Origin of the sequence: Salipiger sp., from assembly GCF_048261495.1 — a bacterium.
In the GTDB taxonomy this organism is placed as follows: Bacteria; Pseudomonadota; Alphaproteobacteria; order Rhodobacterales; family Rhodobacteraceae; genus Salipiger.
The window spans coordinates 49,403-74,036 of record NZ_JBLXFX010000008.1 but is presented as its reverse complement, the minus strand read 5'-3'; the positions used below and the strand labels follow the sequence as shown (position 1 = coordinate 74,036).

The 24,634-nt window shown below is 68.3% G+C and carries 24 protein-coding genes; 7 read left to right on the top strand and 17 right to left on the bottom strand.

Features of this window, described 5'->3' with window-relative positions; all coding sequences use genetic code 11:
* Nucleotides 1–26: 26 nt before the first annotated feature.
* From ACN0RJ_RS16455 to ACN0RJ_RS16440, 4 genes are all read right to left on the bottom strand, one after another.
* Nucleotides 27–506 carry a cytochrome c-type biogenesis protein CcmH gene (locus ACN0RJ_RS16455; protein WP_417724945.1) on the bottom strand — a complete coding sequence of 160 codons (480 nt, stop codon included), beginning with the start codon at nucleotides 504–506 and terminating at the stop codon, nucleotides 27–29.
* Entirely contained in the window at nucleotides 503–2,470 is a 1,968-nt protein-coding gene (locus ACN0RJ_RS16450; RefSeq protein WP_417724944.1) for a heme lyase CcmF/NrfE family subunit, read from the bottom strand. The genes ACN0RJ_RS16455 and ACN0RJ_RS16450 overlap by 4 nt, the downstream gene beginning before the upstream one ends.
* A gap of 138 nt (nucleotides 2,471–2,608) precedes the next feature.
* Complete coding sequence (locus ACN0RJ_RS16445; RefSeq protein WP_417724943.1) at nucleotides 2,609–3,151, bottom strand: holin family protein; 543 nt, start codon at nucleotides 3,149–3,151, stop codon at nucleotides 2,609–2,611.
* Nucleotides 3,142–3,762, bottom strand: coding sequence for a holin-associated N-acetylmuramidase (locus ACN0RJ_RS16440; protein ID WP_417721695.1), 621 nt, complete (start codon nucleotides 3,760–3,762; stop codon nucleotides 3,142–3,144). Before ACN0RJ_RS16440 ends, ACN0RJ_RS16445 begins: the two co-directional genes overlap by 10 nt.
* A gap of 123 nt (nucleotides 3,763–3,885) precedes the next feature.
* Between ACN0RJ_RS16440 and ACN0RJ_RS16435 the strand changes: the two genes are divergently transcribed.
* Nucleotides 3,886–4,308 carry a cupin domain-containing protein gene (locus ACN0RJ_RS16435; protein WP_417724942.1) on the top strand — a complete coding sequence of 141 codons (423 nt, stop codon included), beginning with the start codon at nucleotides 3,886–3,888 and terminating at the stop codon, nucleotides 4,306–4,308.
* A 101-nt stretch (nucleotides 4,309–4,409) separates the two neighbouring features.
* Here the strand turns inward: ACN0RJ_RS16435 and ACN0RJ_RS16430 are convergent, their stop codons facing one another.
* From ACN0RJ_RS16430 to zwf, 4 genes are all read right to left on the bottom strand, one after another.
* A complete protein-coding gene (locus tag ACN0RJ_RS16430; protein WP_417724941.1) occupies nucleotides 4,410–5,138 on the bottom strand; it encodes a hypothetical protein in 729 nt (242 codons plus the stop codon).
* Between the two features lie 116 nt (nucleotides 5,139–5,254).
* Entirely contained in the window at nucleotides 5,255–6,838 is a 1,584-nt protein-coding gene (gene pgi / locus ACN0RJ_RS16425; protein WP_417724940.1) for a glucose-6-phosphate isomerase, read from the bottom strand.
* Between the two features lie 16 nt (nucleotides 6,839–6,854).
* Nucleotides 6,855–7,532: a 6-phosphogluconolactonase gene (pgl, locus tag ACN0RJ_RS16420; RefSeq protein WP_417724939.1), complete on the bottom strand. Its 678-nt coding sequence runs from the start codon at nucleotides 7,530–7,532 to the stop codon at nucleotides 6,855–6,857.
* Nucleotides 7,529–8,992 (bottom strand): glucose-6-phosphate dehydrogenase, encoded by a 1,464-nt coding sequence (zwf, locus tag ACN0RJ_RS16415; protein WP_417721700.1) that lies wholly within the window; start codon nucleotides 8,990–8,992, stop codon nucleotides 7,529–7,531. The genes pgl and zwf overlap by 4 nt, the downstream gene beginning before the upstream one ends.
* Before the next feature lie 271 nt (nucleotides 8,993–9,263).
* Here zwf and ACN0RJ_RS16410 point away from each other — a divergent pair, with 271 nt between their 5' ends.
* Nucleotides 9,264–10,202 carry a nucleoside hydrolase gene (locus tag ACN0RJ_RS16410; protein ID WP_417724938.1) on the top strand — a complete coding sequence of 313 codons (939 nt, stop codon included), beginning with the start codon at nucleotides 9,264–9,266 and terminating at the stop codon, nucleotides 10,200–10,202.
* Entirely contained in the window at nucleotides 10,199–10,645 is a 447-nt protein-coding gene (locus ACN0RJ_RS16405) for a GNAT family N-acetyltransferase (protein ID WP_417721702.1), read from the top strand. The genes ACN0RJ_RS16410 and ACN0RJ_RS16405 overlap by 4 nt, the downstream gene beginning before the upstream one ends.
* Before the next feature lie 6 nt (nucleotides 10,646–10,651).
* Here ACN0RJ_RS16405 and ACN0RJ_RS16400 read toward each other — a convergent pair whose 3' ends face one another.
* Together ACN0RJ_RS16400 and ACN0RJ_RS16395 are read right to left on the bottom strand one after the other, a co-directional pair.
* Complete coding sequence (locus ACN0RJ_RS16400) at nucleotides 10,652–11,239, bottom strand: YdeI/OmpD-associated family protein (RefSeq protein ID WP_417724937.1); 588 nt, start codon at nucleotides 11,237–11,239, stop codon at nucleotides 10,652–10,654.
* A 66-nt stretch (nucleotides 11,240–11,305) separates the two neighbouring features.
* Nucleotides 11,306–12,241, bottom strand: a complete 936-nt coding sequence (locus tag ACN0RJ_RS16395) for a pirin family protein (protein ID WP_417721704.1) — start codon at nucleotides 12,239–12,241, stop codon at nucleotides 11,306–11,308.
* A gap of 142 nt (nucleotides 12,242–12,383) precedes the next feature.
* On the opposite strand from ACN0RJ_RS16395, the gene ACN0RJ_RS16390 reads away from it, so the two are divergent.
* Nucleotides 12,384–12,887, top strand: coding sequence for a GNAT family N-acetyltransferase (locus ACN0RJ_RS16390; RefSeq protein ID WP_417724936.1), 504 nt, complete (start codon nucleotides 12,384–12,386; stop codon nucleotides 12,885–12,887).
* 13 nt (nucleotides 12,888–12,900) lie between these two features.
* On the top strand, nucleotides 12,901–14,316 hold the full coding sequence (locus ACN0RJ_RS16385) for a protein adenylyltransferase SelO (RefSeq protein WP_417724935.1): 1,416 nt from the start codon (nucleotides 12,901–12,903) through the stop codon (nucleotides 14,314–14,316).
* A 40-nt stretch (nucleotides 14,317–14,356) separates the two neighbouring features.
* Here the strand turns inward: ACN0RJ_RS16385 and ACN0RJ_RS16380 are convergent, their stop codons facing one another.
* Nucleotides 14,357–15,235, bottom strand: coding sequence for a DMT family transporter (locus tag ACN0RJ_RS16380; protein ID WP_417724934.1), 879 nt, complete (start codon nucleotides 15,233–15,235; stop codon nucleotides 14,357–14,359).
* Between the two features lie 113 nt (nucleotides 15,236–15,348).
* Between ACN0RJ_RS16380 and ACN0RJ_RS16375 the strand changes: the two genes are divergently transcribed.
* Nucleotides 15,349–16,134, top strand: coding sequence for a DUF533 domain-containing protein (locus ACN0RJ_RS16375; protein WP_417724933.1), 786 nt, complete (start codon nucleotides 15,349–15,351; stop codon nucleotides 16,132–16,134).
* A 96-nt stretch (nucleotides 16,135–16,230) separates the two neighbouring features.
* Nucleotides 16,231–17,112, top strand: coding sequence for a DMT family transporter (locus tag ACN0RJ_RS16370; RefSeq protein ID WP_417724932.1), 882 nt, complete (start codon nucleotides 16,231–16,233; stop codon nucleotides 17,110–17,112).
* Nucleotides 17,113–17,147: 35 nt separating this feature from the next.
* Here ACN0RJ_RS16370 and ACN0RJ_RS16365 read toward each other — a convergent pair whose 3' ends face one another.
* From ACN0RJ_RS16365 to ACN0RJ_RS16340, 6 genes are all read right to left on the bottom strand, one after another.
* Nucleotides 17,148–17,867, bottom strand: a complete 720-nt coding sequence (locus ACN0RJ_RS16365; protein ID WP_417724931.1) for an alanyl-tRNA editing protein — start codon at nucleotides 17,865–17,867, stop codon at nucleotides 17,148–17,150.
* Nucleotides 17,868–17,878: 11 nt separating this feature from the next.
* Nucleotides 17,879–20,359, bottom strand: a complete 2,481-nt coding sequence (locus ACN0RJ_RS16360) for a DUF3772 domain-containing protein (RefSeq protein ID WP_417724930.1) — start codon at nucleotides 20,357–20,359, stop codon at nucleotides 17,879–17,881.
* 22 nt (nucleotides 20,360–20,381) lie between these two features.
* Complete coding sequence (locus ACN0RJ_RS16355) at nucleotides 20,382–21,416, bottom strand: cysteine synthase A (protein ID WP_417721712.1); 1,035 nt, start codon at nucleotides 21,414–21,416, stop codon at nucleotides 20,382–20,384.
* Between the two features lie 63 nt (nucleotides 21,417–21,479).
* A complete protein-coding gene (locus ACN0RJ_RS16350; protein WP_417724929.1) occupies nucleotides 21,480–22,601 on the bottom strand; it encodes an NUDIX domain-containing protein in 1,122 nt (373 codons plus the stop codon).
* Between the two features lie 5 nt (nucleotides 22,602–22,606).
* Nucleotides 22,607–23,047 carry a TrgA family protein gene (locus ACN0RJ_RS16345; RefSeq protein ID WP_417721714.1) on the bottom strand — a complete coding sequence of 147 codons (441 nt, stop codon included), beginning with the start codon at nucleotides 23,045–23,047 and terminating at the stop codon, nucleotides 22,607–22,609.
* 135 nt (nucleotides 23,048–23,182) lie between these two features.
* A complete protein-coding gene (locus tag ACN0RJ_RS16340) occupies nucleotides 23,183–24,604 on the bottom strand; it encodes a cryptochrome/photolyase family protein (protein ID WP_417724928.1) in 1,422 nt (473 codons plus the stop codon).
* Nucleotides 24,605–24,634: the final 30 nt, after the last annotated feature.

Below are 24,634 nucleotides of genomic sequence, written 5' to 3'. Positions count from 1 at the left end.
CCGCCGGGCGGGCCCGAAGGCCGGTCTCAGCCCTGCCGGTCGAGAATGTCCCTGAGGCGGCGCTCTTCCTCGGCCGACAGCCCGGCCTCGCCCGGTGCGGCGGCGCGGGACCGGCCCCGGATGTAGACCGCCGCCGTGCCCGCCGCGAAGACGAATAGCAACGGACCCGCCGCCCAGAGCAGCCAGTTCCAGCCGCCCGAGCCGGGCTTCAGCAACACGAATTCGCCGTAGCGGTCGACGAGATAGGCCAGCACCTCCTCGTCGCTGTCCCCGGCCTCGATCCGCTCGCGCACCAGCAGGCGCAGGTCGCGGGCAAGCGCGGCATTGCTGTCGTCGATGTTCTCGTTCTGGCAGACGAGGCAGCGCAGCCCCTTGGACAGCTCGCGCGCGCGGGCCTCCTTGGCGGGATCGGACAGCATCTCGTCGGGCTGGACCGCGAACACCGGACCGGCGATCAGCAGGCCGATCAGCGCAAGCGCTCGGGGCAGATGACCGGAGCGTCTCATTCCGCCGGAACTCCGCGCGCGGGAGCGGTCTTTTTCGCGCCCGCCGCGACGCGGAACCGCCGGTCGGACAGGCTCAGCGCACCGCCGATGGCCATGAGGATGGCGCCGCCCCAGATCCAGTTCGCCAGCGGTTTCACGTAGACCCGCATGGTCCAGCCGCCGTTCGCCTGCGCATCCCCGACGACCACGTAGACATCCCGCAGGAAGCCGTTGTCGATGGCGGCTTCGGTGGTGGGCATCTTGGCGACGGGATAGGTGCGCTTTTCCGGGTAGAGATGCGCGATCTCGACCCCGTCCCGGCGCAGCGACACCTCGCCCATGTCGGAGAAGTAGTTCGGCCCGCGCACCCGCGTGACGCCCTGAAGTTCGAGCTCGTAGGCGCCGACGGCATAGGGTTCGCCGGGCTGCGCGACGCGGATGTCCTCCTCCTGCCAGGCCATCAGCCCGGCAATGCCGAGCATGGTGACCCCCATGCCGGAATGCGCCACGGCCTTGCCCCAGTCGGCCCGCGGCAACCGCGCGAGGCGGCGCCAGTCACGACTGCGGCCGATCCGGCCGAGCAGGTCGGTGACCGCCCCCGCCACCAGCCAGACCCCGAGAAACACACCCACCGGCCCGAGCAGCGTGCGCCCGGTCTGCATCGCCCAGACCAGCCCGGCCAGCGCCACCGCGAGACCCAGCGCCGGGGCCATCTGGCGCAGGGCCCGGCCGACCTTGCCCCGCTTCCAGCTGAGCACGGAGCCGAGCGGCAGCAGGATCCCCAGCGCCACCATGAAGGGCGTGAAGGCCATGTCGAAGAACGGCGCCCCGACCGAGAGCTTGCGGTCGAACAGCATCTCGGCCACCAGCGGCCAGAGCGTGCCGGTGAAGACCACGAAACAGGCCACCGCCAGCAGGATATTGTTGATGACCAGCGCGGATTCGCGGCTCACCACGCCGAAGACACCCTTGGCCTGCATCTCTCCGGCGCGGGCGGCAAAGAGCGTCAGCGCGCCGCCGGTGAAGATCACGAGAATGGCGAGGATGAACACCCCGCGCGCGGGGTCCGTGGCAAAGGCATGGACCGAGGTCAGCACCCCCGAGCGCACGATGAAGGTCCCGATCAGGGAAAACCCGAAGGCGAGGATGGCGAGCAGGATGGTCCAGCTTTTCAGTGCCTCGCGCTTTTCCACCACGATGGCGGAATGCAGCAGGGCCGCGGCCAGCAGCCAGGGCATGAAGGAGGCGTTCTCGACCGGGTCCCAGAACCAGAACCCGCCCCAGCCGAGTTCGTAATAGGCCCACCACGACCCCAGCGCGATGCCGATGGTCAGGAACACCCAGCTGAGCAGCGTCCAGGGCCGCACCCAGCGTCCCCATGCGGCATCCACCCGGCCTTCGATCAGCGCGGCGACCGCGAAGCTGAAGCAGATGCTGAGGCCGACATAGCCGAGGTAGAGGAACGGCGGATGAAAGGCGAGCCCGGGGTCCTGCAGGAGCGGGTTCAGGTCCTGCCCGTCGAAGGGCGGCACGGCCATGCGCAGGAAGGGGTTCGAGGTGAAGAGGATGAAGGCGAAGAAGGCCACGCCGACCGCCGCCTGAACCGCCAGCACCCGCGCGCGCAGCGACGGCGGCAGGTTGCCCCCGAACCACGCGGCCATTGCGCCGAACAGCGCCAGGATCAGCACCCAGAGCAGCATGGAACCTTCGTGGTTCCCCCATACGCCGCTGATCTTGTAAAGCAGCGGCTTGGCGGAGTGGGAGTTCTGCACCACCACCCGCAGCGAGAAATCCGACACGATGAAAGCATGCATCAGCGCGGCAAAGCTCAGCGCGACCAGCAGGAATTGCGCGGTGGCGGCGGGCTCGGCCACGGCGATCCAGCCCGGCCAGCGTTTGTGCGCGCCGATCATCGGCACGACGGCCTGCACGCAGGCGACCAGGAAGGCGAGGATGAGGGCGAAGTGACCGAGCTCTGTAATCATGTCCCGGTTTATAGGCGGGCGCCCTCCCCCGGCCAAACGAAATCGCCGGACGGGCGGGATCACATTGTCGCGGGCCGCTCGCCGGCGCCGGGTGCGCGGCCTGTCGACCCGCGCCCGGTGTCTTTCAGGTGCGGGGGCTCAGCCCTGCCCGGCGCGCCATTCCGCCAGTGCCGGATTCTCCGTGCCGCCGGGACCGGAAAGGATGTCGGCCCCGCCGCGCAGGCGCTCGATGTCCTGCACCTGAGACACGACCCCCGGCACCGCCGCGATGGTCGCCGCAAGGTCCCTTCGGTGATCCTGCCCCTTCTGCACCTGGCGCGCCCCGAAGTAGAAGCTGACGATTGCGCCCAGCAACCACCAGAGCGGCTCGGGCACCAGCGCGATCCCGGCCATGCGCGCGGCGAACCAGACCGGATCGACCATCGCGGCCACGAACAGCCCCAGCGTCCCCAGCGCCATCGCCGGACGCGGCACGCGGTTCAGCGCGTCCATGAAACGGTCGAAGCGCGACCGCCGCTGCGCCAGGAACTCCGCCGCGAATTGCTGCAGCGCCTCGCCCTGCAACCCGGCGGAGCGGGCGGCCTCGGCCTCGGCGTTGACGCGGAACACCTCGGCGGTTTCGCGGATCACGTTGCCACCCGGTCCGAACAGCAACCGGCCCAGTTGCGCGATCATCCCCATGCCGACACCCGCGCGCGGAACTGCGCCTCCGTCATGTGGAACCGGGGAGAGATGAATTCCTCTGCTCGCTTGATCCAGCCGCCCTTGCCGCCCGCACGCGTGCGGGCGTACTTGCGCGAGGCCGGGCGCTGATCGGCGAGGCGGAAATAGTAGTTGCGCCGCGCGATGCCGTAGGCGTCGATCGTCAGCGCGGGGTTGCGGGCAAAGGCCCGGGCGGTGGCGGCAATGGTCAGCGGCCCGATCGCGCCGTCGACGTCCAGGGTTTCCCCCATGTCGACAAGCAGTTGCTGGAGAATCTTCACGGCGTTGCTGCCGGCATTCACGTACATGTCGAACACGCTCGCCTGGAGCCCCTCGGGCAGTTCCGCGATCCGGGGACGCAGGAAATAGTGCTGCATGAAGATCTCGACCGCCTGCGCGCGGCTCAGGTGCCGGACGTCGCTCGCGTCGACCGCGCCGTTGCCATCCAGGTCCAGCCCCAGCCGGCGCATCGTGTGCACGGTGACGCCGTACTTGGTGGCGCCGCCGGGGTCGTCCGGGTCGTTCACGTAACCGCCCTCGCGGGCGACGATGTCTTCGGCGATCTGCCGAACCCTGATGCTTGCGGTCATGTCCGCGTCTCCGCTCGATTGTTGCGCCTCGCGGGGTGTCCTGCCGCGTCAGGACAGGATTGCCCGCTGCACAAGGTCGCGAAGATTGGTTAACCAAGGTTCAGACAAGCGTTCGGAGGCCCCATGACCGCAGACGAGATCATCGCCCTGCTCGACCTTTCGCCCCATCCCGAAGGCGGGCATTTCCGCCAGACCTGGATCGCACCCGCAGAGGGCGCCGCGCGTCCGGCGGGCACCTGCATCCATTTTCTGCTGAAGGCGGCGGAGCGGAGCCACTGGCACCGGGTCGATGCCACCGAGATCTGGCACTTCTACGCCGGGGCGCCGCTGGAACTGTCGCTCTCGGCGACCGATGCCGGGCCTGCGACGCGGCATGTGCTCGGCCCCGACCTCGCTTCGGGCGCGCGGCCGCAGATCATCGTCCCCGAGATGCACTGGCAGGCGGCGCGCACGCTCGGGGACTGGACGCTGGTGGGATGCACCGTATCGCCCGCCTTCCGGTTCGAGGGGTTCACCCTTGCCCCGCCGGGGTTCGACATCCCCTGACGCGCCTGAAACGGTCCTGATACGTCATTTCGGGAAATCCCGAAACGACAACGAAAAAGGCCGGAGCGATGCTCCGGCCTTTCGATGCGATGGGTCGCGGATCAGTAGTTGGCCGCGTCGTTGTCGCCCATGCTTTCCAGCTCTTCCTGGGTGAAGTTGGTCACGACCGAGTAGGTGTTGTTGTCGGTCGGCACCAGCTTGTAGTCCGAAGCGGCAACAAAGACCTGCTTCTCGCCGAGGCCCAGGAAACCGCCGACATCGGCGATGATGCCTTTCAGCGAACCGTCGGCTGCGAGGACAAGCTCGGACACTTCGCCCACGTCGTCCCACTGGTCGCTGACCGAGTCATAGGCAACGTCGTCGCCCCATTCCATCGTGCCGGCTTCTTCGCTGGCATCGGCGTCGAGCGCATAGACGTTCTGGCCGGTGATGTCGGTCGACAGCATGTCGCCTTCCTCAAGTCCGGCGAAACGCGGGCCGGTGTCTTCCATCGGCGCTGCGGTCGGGTCCGCGGCCGGATCGGTCGCTGCCATGCCGGTGCCGTCATTGGTCATCGGCGCGGCGCCGTCCTGGGCCATCTCGCTGTCCGGCGCTTCTTCGGTCATCGGGGCTTCGCCCTCGGCGACGTCGGTGTCGGTGCCTTCGGCGGTCGGGGCCGCGCCGGCATCGGCGGCGGTGGTGTCGTCAGCCTTGGGAGCCATCGTGTCGGTGTCGGTGGCGGCGGGCTGTTCGTCGGTGATCAGCTTGTTCTCGTCGGTTTCCGCGGACTGGGCATAGGCCGTACCGGCGGTGAGAGCGATGGCTGCGACGGTCATGGTAAGACGTTTCATGGTGGGTCCTCCTTGGGGTTGGTGGTCATCTCGTGTCTTGTGCCCCCTCAACACGAGACGCTGCCAACCGTTCCGCCGTCGCAAAACCCCGCTCATCACATTGATTTCATGGAACCCTAACTCACATTCTTGTGCACATATGTGAGCAGAAGCCGCGTCGATCCGTCCTTGGAATCAGCACTTTCGGCACCCGAAACCATCGGTCCCAGCGCCGTTGCCAGCTCCTTGCCCAGCTCCACGCCCCATTGGTCGAAGGAGTTGATGTTCAGGATCACCCCCTCGACGAAAACCCGGTGTTCATAGAGCGCCACGATGCTCCCCAGCGTCGCCGGGTCGAGCTTGCGATAGATCAGCGTGGTGGAGGGCCGGTTGCCGGGGAACACCCGGTGACGCGCCTGCCGCTCGAGCTCCGCGCCCTCGAACTTGCCCGCGACCTTGCCGCGCGCCTCGTCCAGCGTGCGCCCGCGCATCAGCGCCTCGGACTGGCCAAGGCAATTGGCGATGAGCAACTCGTGGTGATGGCGCAGGTCGGGCTCGTGACCCTGCGCGGCAACCATGAATTCGCAGGGGATCACCCGGGTGCCCTGATGGATCAGCTGGTAAAAGGCGTGCTGGCCGTTGGTCCCCGGCTCGCCCCAGACCACGGGGCCGGAATCGCAGGCAAGGGCCGCGCCGTCCATGCTGACGCCCTTGCCGTTGCTCTCCATCTCGAGCTGCTGGAAATAGGCCGGCAGCCGCGTCAGGCGGTTGTCATAGGGCAGCACCGCGCGGGTGGCATGGCCGAGCACCTGATTGTGCCACATGCCGACCAGCGCCAGCATCACCGGCATGTTGTCGGGAAACGGCGCGGTGAGGAAATGATCGTCCATCGCCTGCGCGCCGCGCAGGAAGGCGCGGAAATCCTCCGGCCCGACGGCGATCATCACCGACAGCCCGATCGGCCCCCACATGGAATAGCGCCCGCCGACCCAATCCTCGAAGCCGAAGACGCGCTCGGCCGGAATGCCCCATTCCGCGGCCTTCTCCTGGTTCGACGACAGCGCCACGAACCTGCCCTCGGGCGAGACGCCCCGGGCCTGCAGCCAATCCCGCGCGGTCTTTGCGTTGGTCATGGTTTCGATGGTGGTGAAGGTCTTTGAGGCGACTATGAACAGCGTCGTCTCCGCCGGGCAGAGCTTCAGCGTGTCGGCGATATCCGCCCCGTCGACGTTCGAAACGAAATGGCAGCGCGGCCCGTCGCAATAGGGTTGCAGCGCGAGATATGCCATCTTGGGCCCGAGGTCGGAGCCGCCGATGCCGATGTTCACCACGTCGGTGATCCCCGATCCGCGCACCTCGTCGGCGAGCGATTCCATCCGCGCCAGGGTCTCCAGCACGTCGGGCATGACGTCCTCGCCATCGACCTCGACGGGGGTGCCCGACAGGTTGCGCAGGGCGGTGTGCAGCACCGCGCGCCCCTCGGTCTCGTTGATCTTCGCGCCCGAGAACATGGCGTCCCGGCGCCCGGCCACGCCCGCCTCCTCGGCGACGGCAAGCAGCGCGTTCATCACCTCGTCATCGAGCTGCGTCTTGGAATAGTCGAGCAGCATGTCCCCGACCGAGACGGAAAAGGTCGCGGCCCGCGCCGGGTCTTCGGCGAACAGCGCGTCGATCCGGCGCCCCTCACGGGCGGCGGCGAGGGTCTTCAGATCGTTCCACATGGTATATGTCCCAGGTTCATTCGGCCCAATGGACCACGGCATCCTCGAGCACGGCATTGATCGGCGCGTCGCGCACCGGCAAGCCGCGTGCCCCTTCCAGAACGGCACGCTTTTCCGCGCCGTAGATCAAGATGTGTTTTGCCATCGCCCCGTCCAGCACCTGTGCCGACAGCGTGATCCGCGGTTCGGGCGCTCCCGGCGCGCGCATAGGCAGCAGGATCGGCGCATCCGGCGCCAGCGCCTCGTCGAGCTTGTCCGCCCCGGGAAAGATCGACGCGGTGTGGCGGTCGGCGCCCATGCCCAGCAAGACCACCGCAAGCGGCAGCACCGGGGCGATGGCCGCCGCCAGCTCGTCGAGCCTGCCCTCCGGCGCCTCGGCATCGGCATGGAGCGGCAGCAGCCGCGCGGCGGCGGCGCGGTCGACGAGCAGCCGTTCGCGCAGAAGCCGGGTGTTGGACCGTTCCGAGGTTTCGGGCACCCAGCGTTCGTCGGTCAGCAGCACGTCGACGCGAGACCAGTCGAGATCGGCGGCGCAGAGCGCGTCGAACACCGGCCCCGGCGAGGTCCCCCCCGGCACGGCGAGCGCCACGCGCTCCTCGTGACCGAGGGCGGCGCGCAGCTCTCCGGCGATGACATTGGCAAGGTCGATCGCCAGCATCTCGCGGTCGGGATAGTCGCGGAACTCGTAGCTCACGACTTGATCCCCCGCCAGCGGCGGCCGTCCTTGTTGATGAGGAAGGCCGCGTCGTCCGGTCCCGCGCTGCCCGCGTCGTAGGGTTTCGGGGAATCCCCGCGCCGCTCCCAGCCCTCGATCAGCGGATCGGTCCAGGACCAGGCGGCCTCGACCTCGTCGCCGCGCATGAACAGGGTCTGGTTGCCGCGGATCACGTCCATGATGAGGCGCTCGTAGGCATCCGTCACCTCTTCGGCCTCCGGTCCCAGCGCATCGGCAAAGGACATGTCGAGCGGCACGTCGATCAGGCGCATCCCGCCGGGGCCCGGTTCCTTGATGGTGACGCCGAGGGTCATGCCCTCGTTCGGCTGAAGGCGGATCGACAGCACGTTGCGGTGCCGCCCGGAATCGATGCCGAAGATCGAATGCGGCGTCTCCTTGAACACCACCGCGATCTCGGACGCGCGGGAATTCAGCCGCTTGCCGGTGCGCAGGTAGAACGGCGTGTTGGCCCAACGCCAGTTCGAGATGTAGCATTTGAGCGCAATGAAGCTCTCGGTCTTGGAAAGCGGGTTCTCGACATCCTCGCGGTAGGAATTCGCCTCTCCGTCCGAGGTGTACTGCCCGCGCACGATGCTGTCCGGGTCCACCGGGTCGAGCGCGCGGATCACCTTGAGCTTTTCGTCGCGCACGGCGTCCGGGTCGAAGCGCGCCGGCGGCTCCATCGCGATCAGGCAGAGAAGCTGCATCAGGTGGTTCTGAACCATGTCCCGCATGGCGCCGGACTTGTCATAATAGGGCCCGCGCCCCCCGACCCCGACGGTTTCCGCCACGGTGATCTGGATGTGGTCGACGTATTGCGCGTTCCACAGAGGTTCGAACAGCATGTTGCCGAAGCGCACGGCCATGAGGTTCTGGACCGTTTCCTTGCCCAGGTAGTGGTCGATCCGGTAGATCTGCCGTTCGTTGAAATGCCGCGCCAGTTCCTCGTTGAGCTCGCGCGCGCTTTCGAGATCGTGGCCGAAGGGCTTCTCGACCACGATGCGCACCCCGGCATGGGCCAGCCCGTGACTGCGGATCCGTTCGGCAAGGTCGGGGAACAGGCTCGGCCCGACCGAGAAGTAGAAGGCGCGAACGACCTCCTCCTCCTCGTCGCGCAGCAGTTTGCCGAGCGCATCCCATCCGCCGTCGCCCTTGGCGTCGACCGCGACGTAGTGGAGCTGTTTCTGGAAGGCCTTCAGCGCCTTCTTGTCGACCTTGCCGACCTTGCCGAACTCCTCGATCGCCTCGCCGACCATCTTGCGATAGCCGTCGTCGTCGAGATCCTGACGCGCGGCACCGATGATGCGGGCGTTCTCGGGCATCTGACCGGCGCAGAAGCGCCGGAACAGGCCGGGTAGGATCTTGCGGCGGGCAAGATCGCCCGTGCCGCCGAAAATGACGAGGTCGAACGGGTCGACGGGAATAACGCGCGATACCATCTCTGGCCTGCCTCCGAATCTCTGAACCGCCAATCGGCACATCCAACGCCTGTAACCATTGGGCCCGGGCGGAAGGATACGCTTCGTTAGCGCTAACGTCCCGCCAATGCCTAGCCGAAACCGCGCCCCGAGTCTAACATCCCTCGTGCCTGCGACAATGCCATGTCGCACAAAAGCCCGCCCGGCGGTCAATTGCAGGCGCCGGGCAAGGATGCTTGAACAGCAAGGCGGCGCATGTCACCACGGTCCGGTGGGAAGTCCGGGGGTTTTCATGGCGCGACGCATCATCATCGACACCGATCCGGGCCAGGATGACGCCGTGGCGATTCTTCTGGCGCTGTCCTCGCCGCAGGATGTGGAGGTGCTGGGCATCACGGCGGTTGCCGGCAACGTGCCGCTGGCGCTGACGGCGCGCAATGCCCGCATCATCTGCGAACTTGCGGGCAAGCCGGAGACCCCGGTCTTTGCCGGCTGCGATGCCCCGCTCGGGCGGCCGCTGGTCACCGCCGAACACGTGCACGGCAAGACCGGGCTCGACGGTCCGGTGCTGCCGGAACCGACCATGCCGCTGCAGGATCGCCACGCGGTCGACTTCCTCATCGACACGCTGCGGTCCGAGCCCGAGGGCTCGGTCACGCTCTGCCCGCTCGGGCCGCTCACCAATATCGCGACCGCCTTTCTGCGCGCGCCCGACATCGTGTCGCGGGTGGAAGGGATCGTGCTCATGGGCGGCGCCTATTTCGAAGTGGGCAACATCACCCCCACCGCCGAATTCAACATCTATGTCGACCCAGAAGCCGCTGATATCGTGTTCAGATCCGGCGTTCCACTGACCGTCATGCCGCTGGACGTGACGCACAAGGCGCTGGTCACAAAGGAGCGCAACGACGCCTTCCGCGCCATCGGCACGCCGGTCGGCGAGGCGGTGGCGCAGATGACGGAGTTCTTCGAACGCTTCGACAAGGAGAAATACGGCTCGCTCGGCGCGCCGCTGCACGATCCCTGCGTCACGGCCTGGCTGCTGAAGCCGGAGCTGTTCACCGGGCGTCACATCAATGTCGAGATCGAGACGAAATCGCCGCTCACCCTCGGGATGACCGTGGCCGACTGGTGGGGTGTGACCTCGCGTCCGGCCAACGCGACCTTCATGGGCGGCATCGACGCGGACGGCTTCTTTGCGCTGCTGACGGAAAGGCTGGCGCGGCTGTGAAATCCCTGCACCTCGCCACGCCCGACGACCTGCCCAAGCTGATCCCGATGGTCTCGGCCTTTCACGTCGAACAGCAGTACGAGACGGACGAGGACCATGTCGTCGCGGCGCTGATGCCGCTCCTCGACGGCTCGCCCTACGGCGCGATATGGCTGATCGGACCGCGCCGCTCTCCCGTCGGGTATCTGGCGGTGACCTTCGGCTGGTCCATCGAATTCGGCGGGCTCGACGCCATTCTCGACGAACTCTACATCCGCCCCGCCGTGCGCGGGCGCGGCATGGGTGGAGAGGCGATCGACGGCATCGCCAAGGCGCTGCGCGAGGGCGGCGTGCGCGCCCTCCACCTCGAGGCCGACCGCAGCGACGAACCGCTCAAGCGCTTCTACAAGCGCGCGAAATTCCGTCCGCGCGAGAATTACATGTTCATGAGCCGGGTGCTCTGAGCCGCGCTAGCGGTCGTGAATGCCCTTGCCGTCCAGGATCTTGTCCCGCGCCCGTTCGATCCGGGCCACCTTGGTCGCCGACTGCTTGGGTTGCGTGAATTGCAGCACCCAACCGCGCCGGCGCCCGGGGGTCAGCGCCTCCCAGGCGGTGCGCAACTCGTCATCGCCGGCCAGCGCCTCGGTCAGTTCGTCGGGCAGGTCGAAATCGTCCGGCGGCAGGTCGACCCTGACCCCCGCCTGTTCCAGTTCGACGGTGCGGCGGAGGAATGCGTCGAGGTCGCCGCGATGCGCCGCGATCCCCTCCACCGAGGTGAACCGCATCACCCGCGCCGAGCGGCTGTTGTCTCCCGGCGGTTCCAGCAGGCCGCGCGGGTCGTCCAGCAGCACCCCGCGAAAGAAGGACAGCCCGCAATTATCCTTGAGCCCGAAGGGCATGGCGAGATTTGCGCCCTCGAAGGTATAGCAGGGCGAGCGCCACTTGAACGTCTCCTCCAGGGGCGAGGCGTTCAGTATCTCGCGCAGGAGGGCGAGTTCCGGCGCCCACCGGCGCCCGGCCGCGTAGAAGGCTTCGATCCTGGCTTGCGTGTCGCTCATTCTGCACCTCCGGTCGGGCGCAGTCTTGCGCGGCGGCGGGGATCTGTCCACCGCCGCCGCTCTGGTTCATCCGGGAAGCGGGATGAATTCGGCGTCATCCCCCGGTGGAAGGTGGAAGCGGCCATGCGCCCAGTCCCCGGCGCGCCAGGCTTCCTTGGCTTCTTCGATGCGCTCCTGCGAGGAGGCGACGAAATTCCACCAGATGTAGCGCGGCCCTTCCAGGGTCTCGCCGCCCAGCAGCATCACCCGCGCGCCCTGCGGCCCGGCCCTGAGCGACACGCGGTCGCCGGGGCGGAAGACCATCATGCGCCCGGCCTCATAGCTGGTGCCGGCCTGTTCCACCGCGCCCTCGACGACGTAGACGCCGCGATCCTCGTGGTTGTCCGGCAGCGGGACCGAGGCCCCCGGTGCCAGCACCGCATCGGCATAGAACATCTCGGACGGGGTTTCGACCGGCGCCGTTTCGCCCCAGGCGGTGCCGAGGATCAGCCGCACCGACTTGCCCTCGCCCTCGAGCAGCGGCAAGTCCTCCGCCGGGGCGTGGCGGAAGGCGGGCGCACGGTCCTCGTGATCCTTCGGCAGCGCGACCCAGGTCTGGATGCCGAAGAACGGCATGGGATCGGTCATGGTCGCGTCGTCGGTGCGTTCGGAATGCGTGATCCCGCGCCCCGCCACCATCCAGTTCACCGCCCCCGGTTCGATCCAGCGATCGGTGCCCAGCGAATCCCGATGATGCATCCGCCCCCGGAACAGGTAGGAAATCGTGGCGAGCCCGATATGCGGGTGCGGGCGCACGTCCAGCCCCTTGGTCGGCATCAGTTCGGCCGGCCCCATCTGGTCGAAGAAGATGAACGGCCCCACCATCTGCCGCTTCGGCGCGGGCAAGGCGCGGCGCACCTCGAACCCGCCGAGATCGCGGGCACGGGGCACGATCAGCGTGTCGATCATGTCGACCTCGTCACCGGTCGGGCAATGCGGGTCGAGTGCGGGATTCCAGCTCATGGTCTGTCTCCTCAGGGGTTGATGCGATCAAGATAGGACGATGCACCTTCGCACAAAATAGCGCATTCTGCGCAACATCGGTGCGCAGCCGCAGAGTGCGGAGCGCCTTGGCAATCCCGGGGAAGGGCGTATCCTGCCGCACATGATCCGCCCTGCCGCCCCTTCCCTGCGCCCCGCGCCCGCCCCGGACGATTTCGCGGACTGGGAGGCTCTGCTTGCGCTGATCCTCAACAGTTTCGCCTATATGGACGGGCGCATCGCGCCGCCCTCCTCGGCGCTTGCACTGACGCCGCAGGCGCTGCGCGAGCGGGCGCGGCGCGAATATCTCTACCTCGCGGGGTCGCCGCTGATCGGCTGCGCCTTCTTCGCCGTGCAGCCGGATGCGCTCTACCTCGGCAAGCTCGCCATAGCCCCGGCGGAACAGGGCCGGGGTCTGGGGCGGTTGTTCCTGGTCGAGGCCGAAACCCTCGCCCGCCGTCTGAACCTGCCGCGCCTGCGGCTGGAAACCCGCATCGAGCTGAGCGGCAACCACGCGGCCTTCGGGCGGATGGGATTCGAACGCACCGCCGCCAAGTCTCACCCCGGGTTCGACCGCATCACCTCGATCACGATGGAAAAGCCCCTCTTCCCTGCACCGTCCGGATGACTATCTCAAAGCCATGACCCTGCACATTCCCTTCGACAACTCCTATGCCCGCCTTCCCGACGGCTTCTTCACCCGCGCCCGGCCGACGCCGGTCAGCGCGCCGTCGCTGATCGCCTTCAACCGCCCGCTGGCGGAGGACCTGGGGATCGAGGGCGCCGACGACGATCCCCTCCTGGCCGCCATCCTCGCCGGGAACGTGGGTGCCGAAGGCTCCGACCCGCTCGCGCAGCTTTACGCCGGCCACCAGTTCGGCGGCTTCTCGCCCCAGCTCGGCGACGGGCGCGCGCATCTGCTCGGCGAAGTGGTCGCCCGCGACGGCATCCGGCGCGACATCCAGCTCAAGGGGTCGGGCCCGACGCCGTATTCGCGGCGCGGCGACGGCCGGGCCTGGCTCGGCCCGGTGCTGCGGGAATACGTGGTCTCCGAAGCGATGCACGCGCTGGGCGTGCCCACCACGCGGGCGCTGGCCGCCGTGCGCACGGGCGAGGAGGTCTACCGCGAGCGGCCCCTGCCCGGCGCCGTCCTGACCCGCGTCGCGCAAAGTCACATCCGTGTCGGCACCTTCCAGGTGTTTTCCTCGCGCGGGCTCTATGACGATCTCGGCACGCTCTACGACTACACCGTCGCGCGCCACTATCCCGATGTCGCCTCGCCCGCCGAACTGCTGGAGCGGGTCTGCGCGCGGCAGGCGGCGCTGGTGGCGCAATGGATGAGCCTCGGCTTCATCCACGGCGTGATGAACACCGACAACTGCACCCTGTCCGGCGAAACCATCGACTACGGCCCCTGCGCGTTCATGGACAGCTACGCACCGGACACCGTCTACTCCTCCATCGACCGCGGCGGGCGCTACGCCTACGCGGCGCAGCCGGATGTCATCGTCTGGAACATGGCGCAACTTGCGACGGCGCTGGTGCCGCTGATGCCCGATCAGGATGGCGCGGTGCGGGCGTTCACCGAGATCATCCATGCCATGCCCGACCTGATCCGCAGCGCCTGGCTGAACCGTTTCGCCGCCAAGCTGGGGATCGCCGAACCGGAGGCGCAGGACGCCGCGCTCATCGCGGATTTCCTCGATCTGCTGCACCGGGGCCAGGGGGATTTCACCAACGGCTTCCGGGCGCTGGCCGAAGGGTCGGCGCGCGATCAGCTGACCGACCGGACGGCCTTCGACGACTGGGAGGCGCGCCGGCGCGAGCGGACGGGCCCCGGATCGGAGGCGCTGATGCAATCGGTGAATCCGGCGTTCATCCCGCGCAACCACCGGATCGAGCAGATGATCTCGGCCGCGGTCGAGGGGGACGACCGTCCGTTTCACCATCTTTCGGCCGTGCTTGCCCGCCCGTTCGACGATCAGCCCGAGGCGGAGGAATTGCGCCGCCCGCCCCTGCCGTCCGAGGTCGTCCCGGCCACCTTCTGCGGCACCTGACCGGCGCGCGCGACGTTTCGTCGGGGCATCGGCCCTCCGCTCAGCGGCGGTTGACCAGCAGGATGCCGACCGCCACGAGCGACAGCGCGCCGAGAAAGGCGGGCCCGACCGGTTCGTCCAGCAGCGCCCAGCCGAAGCCGACCGCCAGCACCGGTGACAGAAAGCTGAACGCCGCCACGTCCGAGGCGCGGTAGCGTTTCATCAGGAAGAGCCAGAACAGGAAGCCGAGGCCCGCCACCAGGATTCCCTGGAACCCCAGCGCCGCGAATTCGAGGGCGCCGGGCGTGCGCAGCAGCGGGCCGAACAGCGGCGCCACGGCGGTCAGCACCACGGCCGAAATCCCGAGCTGCGCCGTCAACTGCCATTCCGGCGTCACTTCCGAGGCGCGGCTCAGCCGCAGGGTCAGGGCGATTCCGGTCCAGCAGAAAGAGGCCACCAGCGCCAGCAGATCCCCGGTCCAGTCCCCGGCATTCCGGCTTGCCGGATCGTAGAGCGTCCAGCAGACCCCGGCGACCGCCAGCCCCAGCCCGAGCGCGCGCGGCAGGCTCAGCCGTTCGTCGGGCAGCCACAGATGCGCGGTGAGCGCCAGCCAGACCGGCATGCAATAGAGCAGGATCGACGCGCGCGACACCGTGGTGCGGTCCAGCGCCAGGAACAGGCACAGGAACTCGGCCGAGAACAACGCCCCGAGCAGCAGCAGCCCCGGCGTCGCACGCGCCGTCCCCGGCGACTTCCAGCCGCGCCAGCCCATCCAGAGCGCCAGCACCGCCAGCGCCAGGAGCGACCGCAATCCCGCCGCGAAGACCGGGGAAAAGCCGCCGTTGGTGATCTTCACCACCACCTGGTTGAAGCCGAGAACCGCGGAAAATCCCGCGCATCCCAACGCGCCCGCCAGGTCCATTCCTACCCGTGTTTTCATTCGTCCACGAACACTGCCCGCCGGGCGAGGTCAAGGCATCGTGAAAATTCTCCTCACCTCTCGGCGAAGTTCGCGCTACGTTGGCCGGGAGGAGATTATCGGGAGGACGATCAATGGGTCTCATGGGAACACTGGCGAAGGTCGCCATCGGCTATGCGGCGGCGCGCGGCGTCGACAGGATGTCGGGCGGCCAGGGCCTCGGCGGGTTGCTGGGCGGAGGCGCGCAGGTGCCGGGCCGCGAGGCCGGGACGTCGGTCCAGGCGCAGTTCGGCAAGATGATGAGCGGCGAAGGCAACCCGATGCAGGAGATGATGACCAAGTTCCGGGAAACCGGTCTCGGCGGCATGTTCGCGGGCCTCGGCGGCGCGGCGGGCACCGAAGGCGCCGAGGGCCGGAAAGGCGGATTGCTCTCCTCGCTGACGGAGCCGGGCGGCGCGGGCCTTGCCGGGATGCTGGCCGCGGCGGGCGGCGCGACGGCCATGGGCGCACGCGGCACCGGCCAGATGATCGACCAGTTCCGCACCGCCGAAACCGCCCCCGAGGCCGAAAAGGCCGCGGCGCTGATGCTGCGCGCGATGATCCAGGCGGCCAAGTCCGACGGCGGAATCGACGCGGCGGAAAAGGCCAAGATCCTCGAAACCGTGGGCGACGATGCCGATGCCGCCGATATCGCCTTCATCAAGGAACAGCTCGCCGCGCCGGTCGACGCCGAGGCGCTCGCCGCGGATACCCCCGACGCCCAGAAGGCGCAGGTCTATGCCGCCTCGCTCATGACCATCCGCCTCGATACCCCGGCCGAGGCGGAATACCTCGACGCCCTCGCCAAGGCGATGGAACTGCCCGAAACCGCCGTCAACACGCTGCACATGCAGATGGGGATGCAGCCGCTCTATTCCTGAGCGCGGGCTTCGGCGGCCGGCAACATCCCGGCACCGCTTGCAAAACCCGGCCCCGCCCGCAACAAGGGCGGGGTCAGGTCCCTTCAGGCGAACCCCATGCAGACCCATCCCCTCTACGGCATTCTCCTCGCGGCGCTCGGGGCGCTCGTCATCACGCCCGATGCGCTGTTCATGCGGATTTCGGGGATGGACGGGGCGCAGATGCTCGGCTGGCGCGGGCTCTGCGTCGGAACGGTGTTCTGGACGGGGTGGCTGCTGACCTCCCGCGATACCGCTGCGCTGCGCCGGCTGTGGTCGGGCGCCGGGCTTGCGGTGATCGGCGCGCAGTTTCTCAACGCCCTGCTCTTTCCGCTCGGCATCGCGGCCGCGCCGGTGGCGGTGGTGCTGCTGGCGGTCGCGACCGTGCCGGTGGTGGCCGCCCTGCTGTCGCGGGTGGTGCTGGGCGAGCCCACGCGCCGCGCCACCTGGATCGCCATCGCCGCCGTGCTGACCGGCATCGCCATCGCCGTGTCCGGTCAGGGAGAGCTGGCGGTGAACCGGGCGGCGCTGATCGGGGCGCTCTGCGGCATCGGCGTCGCGGCCTGCCTTGCCACGACCTTCGTCACCCTGCGGCGGCGGCCCGACCTGCCCTTGCTGCCCGCCCTCGGAACCGGCGCGCTGCTGACCGGCCTGACCGGGCTGACTCTGACCGGGCCGGAGCGCATGACCGACGGCAATGTGCCGGCGATCCTCCTGACCGGACTGGTGATCCTGCCGGCATCGTTCTTTGCGCTGACCTCGGCCTCGCGGCACACGCAGGCGGCCAACGTCTCGCTCTTCATGCTCCTGGAAACCGCGATCGGACCGCTCTGGGTCTGGGCCTTTCTCGACGAGGCGCCGACCCTGCGGATGCTGACAGGCGGGGCGATCGTGCTCGGCAGCCTCGCGCTCTACATCCTGGCGACGAGCCGTCGGCGCAGGCCCGTCGCGCGGACCTGACCGCGGGTCCGCGCGATTGTCGGAACAGCGCCCCTTCAGTCGAGGGCGATGTTGACCCGACGGTTCTGGCGGCCCTTGTTCTCGACCTTGCCGAGCCGGATGCGGCCGATCTCGCCGGTGCGGGCGACATGGGTGCCGCCGCAGGGCTGCAGATCGACCTGGTTGCGCCCCTCGCCGATGCGGACCAACCGGATCGGGCCCTGTCCGCGCGGCGGCTGCACGGTCATGGTCTTCACCAGCGACGGGTTCGCGTCGAGCACGGATTCGTCGATCCAGTCCTCGGTCACGCGGTAATCCGCATCCACCAGTTCGTTCAGCGCCTGTTCCAGCGCCTCGCGGTCATCCGGCGGGTTCGGCATCGCGAAATCGAGCCGCCCGCTGCCCGCGCCGATCGCCCCGCCCGTCACCGGCAGCGGGATCACCACCGACAGCAGATGCAGCGCCGTGTGCACCCGCATGTGCCGGTGCCGCCGTTCCCAATCGAGGGTCTGGCGCACCACCGCGCCGACCGGAGGCAGCCGCACCGGTTCGGCCGGCACCAGGATCACCGCGCCGGCCTCGCCCTTGACGGCGGTCGCGATCGACATGCCGCCCCCGGCCCAGTCGATGCGCCCGCTGTCCCCCGGTTGCCCGCCGCCGGTGGGATAGAAGATCGTGGCATCGAGAATGATGCCCCCCTCCTCGGTATGCCCGAGCACGCGGCCTTCGCCGTCCCGGGCATAGGCATCGGCGCGAAAGACGAGTTCGGTCGTCATGGGCTGGTCGGTCAATGGTCTTCCCCCTCGTCACCGGCGCGCCCGATGGGCATCACGCCGTCCTGCCTGTTGCTGCTCTCGGGTTCCATGTGCGGCGCGTCGACCGGCTCTGCCGGTGGCGGCACGGGGGCCGGCCCCTTGGTCGCGTCGCGGCCGCGGTCGAACAGCGCCTCGGGATTGCGCAGCCAGATATCGCGCTGGGCATAGGGAATCTCGATCCCCTCCTCGGCAAACCGGCGGGCGATCTCGTGGTTGAAATCCGAGGCGACGTTCAGCTTCTTGCCCACGTCGCGGATGATGGCGCGGATCTCGAAATTCAGCGAATCCGCGCCGAAACTCGCGAAGACGACCGAGGGTTCGGGGTTCATCAGCACCATGTCGTGCTGCCGCACGATGGCGCGCAGGATGTCCTCGACCTTGTGGGTGTCCGATCCGTAGGCCACGCCGATGGACATGTAGACCCGGCCGAGGATGTTGCCCTTGGTGTAATTGGTGACGGTGCCCGAGATGAAATCGGAATTCGGCACGATGACATCGGTGCGGTCGAAGGTCTCGATCCGGGTCGAGCGCACCGAGATGTCCTTGACGATGCCCATGTTCGGGCCGACCTCGATCCAGTCGCCCTCCGAGATCGGGCGTTCGATCAGCAGGATGATGCCGGAGACGAAGTTCGACACGATGTTCTGCAGACCGAAGCCGATGCCGACCGAAAGCGCCCCCGCGACATAGCCGAGCGCGGTGAGGTCGATGCCCGCCGTGGTGATGCCCAGCAGCGCGGCGAGGATGATCCCGGCATAGCCGAGCCCCGAGATGATCGCGTTCTGTCCGCCGATGTCGATCCTGGTGCGCGGCAGGACCGACGAGCGCAGCCCGCCCTGCAGCAGCCGGGTCATCCCGAGGCCGATCAGGAAGACCGCGATCATGGTCAGGAAGCTGGTCGGGGAAATCCGCGTTCCGCCCAGCACGAAGCCTTCGCCGAGCCGGGTCCAGAGTTCGGTAAGGTCCGCGACCCGCGCGCCCCAGATCAGCGCCAGCAACGGCAGCGAGGCAACGGCGAGCAGGAAGGCAGCGAACACCGGCGCGAGACTGTCCGCGCCATCCGCGTCCTTGCCCGTGATCAGGGTGTAGAGGTCGTTGAAGAAGCGTTGCAGCACCAGCACCAGCGCCAGCAGCGCCAGCGTCAGGATCGACGGATAGACCATCGCCTGCCCGACCCGGTCATAGCCGACCACCGACATCGCGGGCCCGGCAAAGGCCACGATCATCGACGCGCGGCCCAGCAGGCGCGCGATCTGCAGCCGGAAGGTCGATCCCTCGAGCAGGGGCGCATCGTCGCCGTCGGCGGGCGCGGCCTCGGGCGGCGTCAGCCGGACGAGGATATGCCCGAGCCGGAACAGCATCATCGCGCAGAGCACCAGCACCGGGAAATCCAGCACCACCCGGGTGCCGTCGCCATAGGCATATTGCTCGGCCATGGTGTCGCCGATCGAGCGCAGCACGAAGAGGAAGGCCAGCACCGTGGCATAGAGCCAGGCTTCGGTCCGCTGACCGGCCGGCAGCGGCAGGGTCGCGATGCTGTCGTCGCGGTTGAAGCTGCGATCCGCCAGCCAGCGGATGATGAGCAGCGTCCCGCCCCAGATCGGCACCATGTCGAGCAGGCGGCTGGCGTTCAGCCCGGCGAGTCCGGTCGCGCGCACCGCGGCGGTCAGGCAGATCAGACCGCTCAGCGGCAGGATGATCCCCCCGAGCGAGACCAGGAACCGCCATACGCCGGTGCCGCGGCGCGTCCGGCGGCGCAGCCGCTCGCCCAGCCGGCGGACCCAGTGCGGCCCGCGCGCCACCAGCAGCAGCGCCATCGCGAGAAGGATCATGATGACGGGCAGGTTCTTGCGCATCTCGGCCTGCGCCGTGGCCGACCCGGCCTTGCGGCGCATCTCGGTCCAGAGCTGTTCGACCGAGCCCAGCACCGCGCGGGCCGCCTCGGGCCAGATCTGCGGGTTGAGCGGCGTCGGCCCCAGCGCCAGCAACTCGTCGGTCTGGCGCGTCCGGATCAGGCCGTCGATCTCGCGCACGAGCCCGTCGGCGCGGGTATAGGCCTCCTGCGCGCGGGTCACGGGGGCCATGAGCTGGTTGAGCTGGCCGTCGAGGTCCGCCCGCCGTGCGGCGATCTCCGGGTCTTCGGTCACCCCCTCCTCTGGCGGCGCGCCGAGCGCGTCGATCTGCGACCGCAGGGTCTGGATGCGCGAGGCATTGGTGCTTTCCGCCCGCAGGAAATTCTCGCGCCAGCCGACGATCTCGGTGCGCAGCGTCTCGAGCGCGGCCTGCGACGCGGCATTGTCGTCGATCACCTGTTCGGCGCGGACGGCGAGCGTGTTCCACTCGCTGTACTGCTCTTCCTCGACCTGCGCCGATAGCGGCGCGGCGAGGAGGACGGCGAACAGGGCCGCGAACAGCCACGCGGCGACGCGGTGCAGGATGGCAGGTCGGATCATCTGGTCGCGCCCTTTTCCGGCGTCATGCGTCTTCGAAGACGCCGGGAATGCTGGCCGGCGCACGGTCGAGCCAGCCGGGAACCGGCAGGTTCCGCGCCTTCAGGAACTCGGGATTGAACAGCTTGGACTGGTAGCGCGTGCCGTAGTCGCAGAGCACCGTGACGATGGTGTGACCCGGCCCCATCTCGCGCGCCATGCGCATCGCGCCCGCCACGTTCACACCGGACGAACCTCCAAGGCAGAGCCCCTCTTCGGCCAGCAGGTCGAAGACCACCGGCAGGGCTTCCTCGTCGGGGATCTGGTAGTTGAAATCCGGGGTGAAGCCTTCGAGGTTGGCGGTGATGCGGCCCTGTCCGATGCCCTCGGTGATCGAGTCGCCCTCGGCCTTGAATTCGCCGCTGGTGTAGAAGCTGTAAAGCGCCGCGCCCATCGGGTCGGCAAGACCGATCTTCACGCCCCTCGGCTGCAGCGCCTCGGCCACCCCCGCCAGCGTTCCGCCCGACCCGACGGCGCAGATGAAGCCGTCGACCTTGCCGCCGGTCTGTTCCCAGATCTCGGGGCCGGTAGTTTCCACATGCGCCTGACGGTTGGCGACGTTGTCGAACTGGTTGGCCCAGATCGCGCCCTTCGACTCGGTGCGGGCCATTTCCTCGGCCAGACGGCCGGAGTATTTCACGTAGTTGTTGGCGTTCCGGTAAGGCGCCGCGGGAACCTGCACCAGTTCCGCCCCGGCAAGGCGGATCATGTCCTTCTTTTCCTGGCTCTGGGTCTCCGGGATCACGATCACGGTGCGGAACCCCATCGAAGCCCCGACCAGCGCCAGCCCGATGCCGGTGTTCCCGGCCGTGCCCTCGACGATGGTGCCGCCTGGGGCGAGCTGCCCCTTGGCGATGGCGTCGCGGATGATGTAGAGCGCCGCGCGATCCTTGACCGACTGGCCGGGGTTCATGAATTCGGCCTTGCCGTAGATCTCGCACCCCGTCGCTTCGCTCGGCCCGCGCAGACGGACAAGCGGAGTGTTACCGATCAGCTGAATCAGGTCTTCGGCCACGCGCATGGAGGCACCTTTCGTCCACGGAACTTCGTTGGCCCCAAGGTTTAGGACGCAGGCTCCGGGAACTCAAGCGCCTGCGCGCAGACCGGCACGCGCCCGCGCGAGCCAGAGCAGCATCATGGCGAGCGGCCCGGCGTTGATCTCGCCGCTGTCGACCAGCGCCATCGCGCGATCGAAGGAGAGCAGGTGGCTGCGGATGTCTTCGTGTTCGGCATCCAGCCCGCCGACTCCGGCCTCGTATGAGGAAAGGTCGGCAAGACCCAGATAACAATGAAAGAACTCGCTGGAATAGCCCGGAGACGCATAGACCCGGACCATCGGCTTCACCTCGCGCAGGGTCAGCCCGGCCTCTTCCACCGCCTCGCGAAGGACACAGGTCTCGGGATCTTCGCCGGCATCGACGAGGCCCGCCACGGGTTCCAGCACCCAGGGCCGCGGATCGCCGCGCAGGATCGGGCCGTAGCGCAGCTGTTCGATCAGAAGGACGTGATCGGTGGCCGGATCGTAGGGCAGCACCAGCGCGGCATCATAGGCGACAAAGCCCTCGCGCCCGATCTCGGGCGATTGCGCACCGTCGAAGCGCCGGTGCCGCATGTCGAAGGCGCGCAGGCGGAAGAACCCCTCGTGACCGGGCCGCTCGCGCAGGATCTCGACACCCTCTTCGGCCGTCGTCGCCATCCGCACCTCCGCCGGGGCCGGGGTCCGCGCCAGTTGCCGCGCCCAGGCCCGCGCAGCGAGATAGGGCCGCAACCCGGCCATGCGCGCCGGTTCGGTCTGGCCGTACTGCGCCATGATGTTGCGCGCGGTGTCCAGCGCCAGCGGGCCCCACTCCTCCAGCCAGCGCGCCTGATCCCAGGGCGGCGCGCCGTCGCCCGGTGCGTCGTCGTGCAGCGCCACCCGGGCCGAGACCAGGTCGCCCCCGCAGCGGACCTCGGTCACCATGCCGTCGGCGTCGGTGCCGTTGAAATAGGCCATGCGCGCGCCGTCCTCGGGGTCGGGATCGAGGATCAGCAGCCCTGCGGCCCCGCCCTCGGGAACGGCACAGAGCGTGCCGGGGTCCAGCGCCCCGCCGCCCGTTCCATAGACCGCGTAGCCCGGCAGCCGCGCCGGCCGCAGATCGGCGGCGCGTCCCAGAACCCGTTCGAGCAAGGGCGGCCAAGCCAATGCGCCGAAGACAAAACGGCGCATCGGCCCTACCTCCAGTGTCTCGAGGTGATCTCGCTCAGGATGCCGGTCGTCAGCGCCCCCGCGATCATCAGGAGGATGAAACCTCCGTTCACGAGCATGCTACCATACCCGACGCCGATTTCGAAGATCGCGCCGAGCGCCTCGACCGGACCGTCATAGCGGTGCCGCATGGCCAGCCGCGTCATCTCGTTCGCAGATTGCAGGAACAGCGCCCAGAAGATCATCGCCACGGTGCCGGTGATGCCGTGAGAGATCGCCGAGGACATGCCCCGACCGGCGCGCGGCCCGATGATGATCCAGCCGCAGAAGAAACCGACGGCGAGGTTCACGAAGTTGAAATAGCCGAAGGCCGTGCTTTCCGGCATCAGCGTGCGCACGTAATCCGATCCGAGCCATCCCAGCCCTGCCATACACAGGGCCGCAACCAGTCTTGCTGCGGTGAACATGTTTCGCTCGGCCTCTTCCCAGGTCTTCCGGTCCGCTTTCGGGGAGTGTTCAATGGCCGGGCGTCGCGCGCAAGATGTCAGAGGCGCTTCGGTGCGATCTTCTAGATGTTGTGTCGTCCGCGAAACAATCCCCGGTCAGAACTCCCGCGCCTCGTAGGCGCCGAGCGCGGCCTTCCGGCCGTCCTCGTGGCTGACGACCGGCTCCGGATAGGGGTCGGAGGCGGAGATCGCCCAGCGTTCCGGGATCGCGTCGAAATAGGCGAGCGCGGTGTCCGGCGGATTGCGCTGGCCCTCCGCGATCCAGCGGCGGCGGTAGGTGCCGTCGGGGTCGAACTTTTCGGCTTGGGTCAGCGGGTTGAAGACGCGGAAATAGGGCGCCGCATCGGGGCCCGATCCGGCCGTCCACTGCCACCCCAACGCATTGGCGGCGGGGTCCCAGTCGACAAGGCAGTCCGCGAACCAGTCGAGACCGATTTTCCAATGGCACATCAGATGCTTGGTCAGATAACTTGCCACGACCATCCGGGCGCGGTTGTGCATCCGTCCGGTCACGTACATCTCGCGCAGACCCGCATCCACCAGCGGGATTCCGGTGCGCGCGCGCTCCCAGGCGATGACCTCGCGACGGCGGCGATCCTCGTTCCAGGGAAACCGGTTCCAGTCGCGCCGCCAGTTGTCGTCCAGCAGGTGCGGCGTGTGCCACATCAGGTGGTAGGCGAATTCGCGCCAGACCAGTTCCTTGAGCCAGGTTTCGGCCCCCGCCTTGCCCGCCTGCCGGGCGCGCAGGCCGGCGTGCCAGCACTGGGCCGGGCTGATTTCGCCGAGGCTGAGGTATTCCGACAGGTTCGAGGTCCCGTTCTCGGCCAGCATGTTGCGCCCGGTCTTGTATCCGTCGATGCCGGAGGCGGCAAAGGCGCCGAGCCGTCCCTGTGCCGCGCACTCTCCCGGCGAGACATGCGCGCGCACCACCGCGGCCCCGCGCCGCATCCGTGCCCCCAGCGCCCAGTCCGAGAGGTCGTCGCTTTCGGGCCAGCGCTCCGGCGCGGTCAGCCGGGCGGGCGCGGGCAGCGGTTCCGCGACCTCACGCCCCTGAACCGCGCGCCAGAAGGGACTGTAAACCTTGTAATAATCCCCCTGCTGGGTGGCGACGCTCCAGGGTTCGAACAACAGGTGTCCGGGCCAGCTCTTCGCCTCCAGCCCCATCTCGCGCAGCGCGCTCTTCACGTCGGTGTCACGCTCGACCGAGGCCGGATCATAGGCGCGCTGCCACCAGACGGTGTCCGCCCCGGTCTCCTCCACCAGGCCGCGCAGCACCTCCTGCGCCGGTCCCGCGCGAAGAACGAGGCGCAATCCCTTGTCCTTCAACGCCTTTGCAAAGATGTCCAGTCCAAGTTCCAGACGCCAGGCCGGTGCCGCCCCAAGGCTGTCCACGGTGTGATCGCGAATGAAGACCGGGATCACCGGCCGCCCCGACGCGGCGGCCTCGTGAAGGGCGGCATGGTCGGTCAGCCGCAGATCGCGGCGTATCCAGAGAATGACGGGCGGTTGGTCTGACATGGAATCCTTCGGCTTTGTTCCCACGGGATA

Coding starts and splice junctions, on each gene's coding strand:
- ACN0RJ_RS16455 (WP_417724945.1), bottom strand. CDS start 506: ATGAGACGCTCCGGTCATCTGCCCCGAGCGCTTGCGCTGATCGGCCTG.
- ACN0RJ_RS16380 (WP_417724934.1), bottom strand. CDS start 15,235: ATGAAAACACGGGTAGGAATGGACCTGGCGGGCGCGTTGGGATGCGCG.
- ACN0RJ_RS16355 (WP_417721712.1), bottom strand. CDS start 21,416: ATGCGCGTGGCCGAAGACCTGATTCAGCTGATCGGTAACACTCCGCTT.
- ACN0RJ_RS16440 (WP_417721695.1), bottom strand. CDS start 3,762: ATGACCGCAAGCATCAGGGTTCGGCAGATCGCCGAAGACATCGTCGCC.
- ACN0RJ_RS16340 (WP_417724928.1), bottom strand. CDS start 24,604: ATGTCAGACCAACCGCCCGTCATTCTCTGGATACGCCGCGATCTGCGG.
- ACN0RJ_RS16345 (WP_417721714.1), bottom strand. CDS start 23,047: ATGTTCACCGCAGCAAGACTGGTTGCGGCCCTGTGTATGGCAGGGCTG.
- ACN0RJ_RS16430 (WP_417724941.1), bottom strand. CDS start 5,138: ATGAAACGTCTTACCATGACCGTCGCAGCCATCGCTCTCACCGCCGGT.
- ACN0RJ_RS16360 (WP_417724930.1), bottom strand. CDS start 20,359: ATGATCCGACCTGCCATCCTGCACCGCGTCGCCGCGTGGCTGTTCGCG.
- ACN0RJ_RS16375 (WP_417724933.1), top strand. CDS start 15,349: ATGGGTCTCATGGGAACACTGGCGAAGGTCGCCATCGGCTATGCGGCG.
- ACN0RJ_RS16350 (WP_417724929.1), bottom strand. CDS start 22,601: ATGCGCCGTTTTGTCTTCGGCGCATTGGCTTGGCCGCCCTTGCTCGAA.
- ACN0RJ_RS16400 (WP_417724937.1), bottom strand. CDS start 11,239: ATGAGCGACACGCAAGCCAGGATCGAAGCCTTCTACGCGGCCGGGCGC.
- ACN0RJ_RS16365 (WP_417724931.1), bottom strand. CDS start 17,867: ATGACGACCGAACTCGTCTTTCGCGCCGATGCCTATGCCCGGGACGGC.
- ACN0RJ_RS16370 (WP_417724932.1), top strand. CDS start 16,231: ATGCAGACCCATCCCCTCTACGGCATTCTCCTCGCGGCGCTCGGGGCG.
- ACN0RJ_RS16385 (WP_417724935.1), top strand. CDS start 12,901: ATGACCCTGCACATTCCCTTCGACAACTCCTATGCCCGCCTTCCCGAC.
- ACN0RJ_RS16450 (WP_417724944.1), bottom strand. CDS start 2,470: ATGATTACAGAGCTCGGTCACTTCGCCCTCATCCTCGCCTTCCTGGTC.
- ACN0RJ_RS16410 (WP_417724938.1), top strand. CDS start 9,264: ATGGCGCGACGCATCATCATCGACACCGATCCGGGCCAGGATGACGCC.
- ACN0RJ_RS16390 (WP_417724936.1), top strand. CDS start 12,384: ATGATCCGCCCTGCCGCCCCTTCCCTGCGCCCCGCGCCCGCCCCGGAC.
- pgi (WP_417724940.1), bottom strand. CDS start 6,838: ATGTGGAACGATCTGAAGACCCTCGCCGCCGCCCGTGAGGGGCGCCGG.
- ACN0RJ_RS16395 (WP_417721704.1), bottom strand. CDS start 12,241: ATGAGCTGGAATCCCGCACTCGACCCGCATTGCCCGACCGGTGACGAG.
- zwf (WP_417721700.1), bottom strand. CDS start 8,992: ATGGTATCGCGCGTTATTCCCGTCGACCCGTTCGACCTCGTCATTTTC.
- ACN0RJ_RS16435 (WP_417724942.1), top strand. CDS start 3,886: ATGACCGCAGACGAGATCATCGCCCTGCTCGACCTTTCGCCCCATCCC.
- ACN0RJ_RS16445 (WP_417724943.1), bottom strand. CDS start 3,151: ATGGGGATGATCGCGCAACTGGGCCGGTTGCTGTTCGGACCGGGTGGC.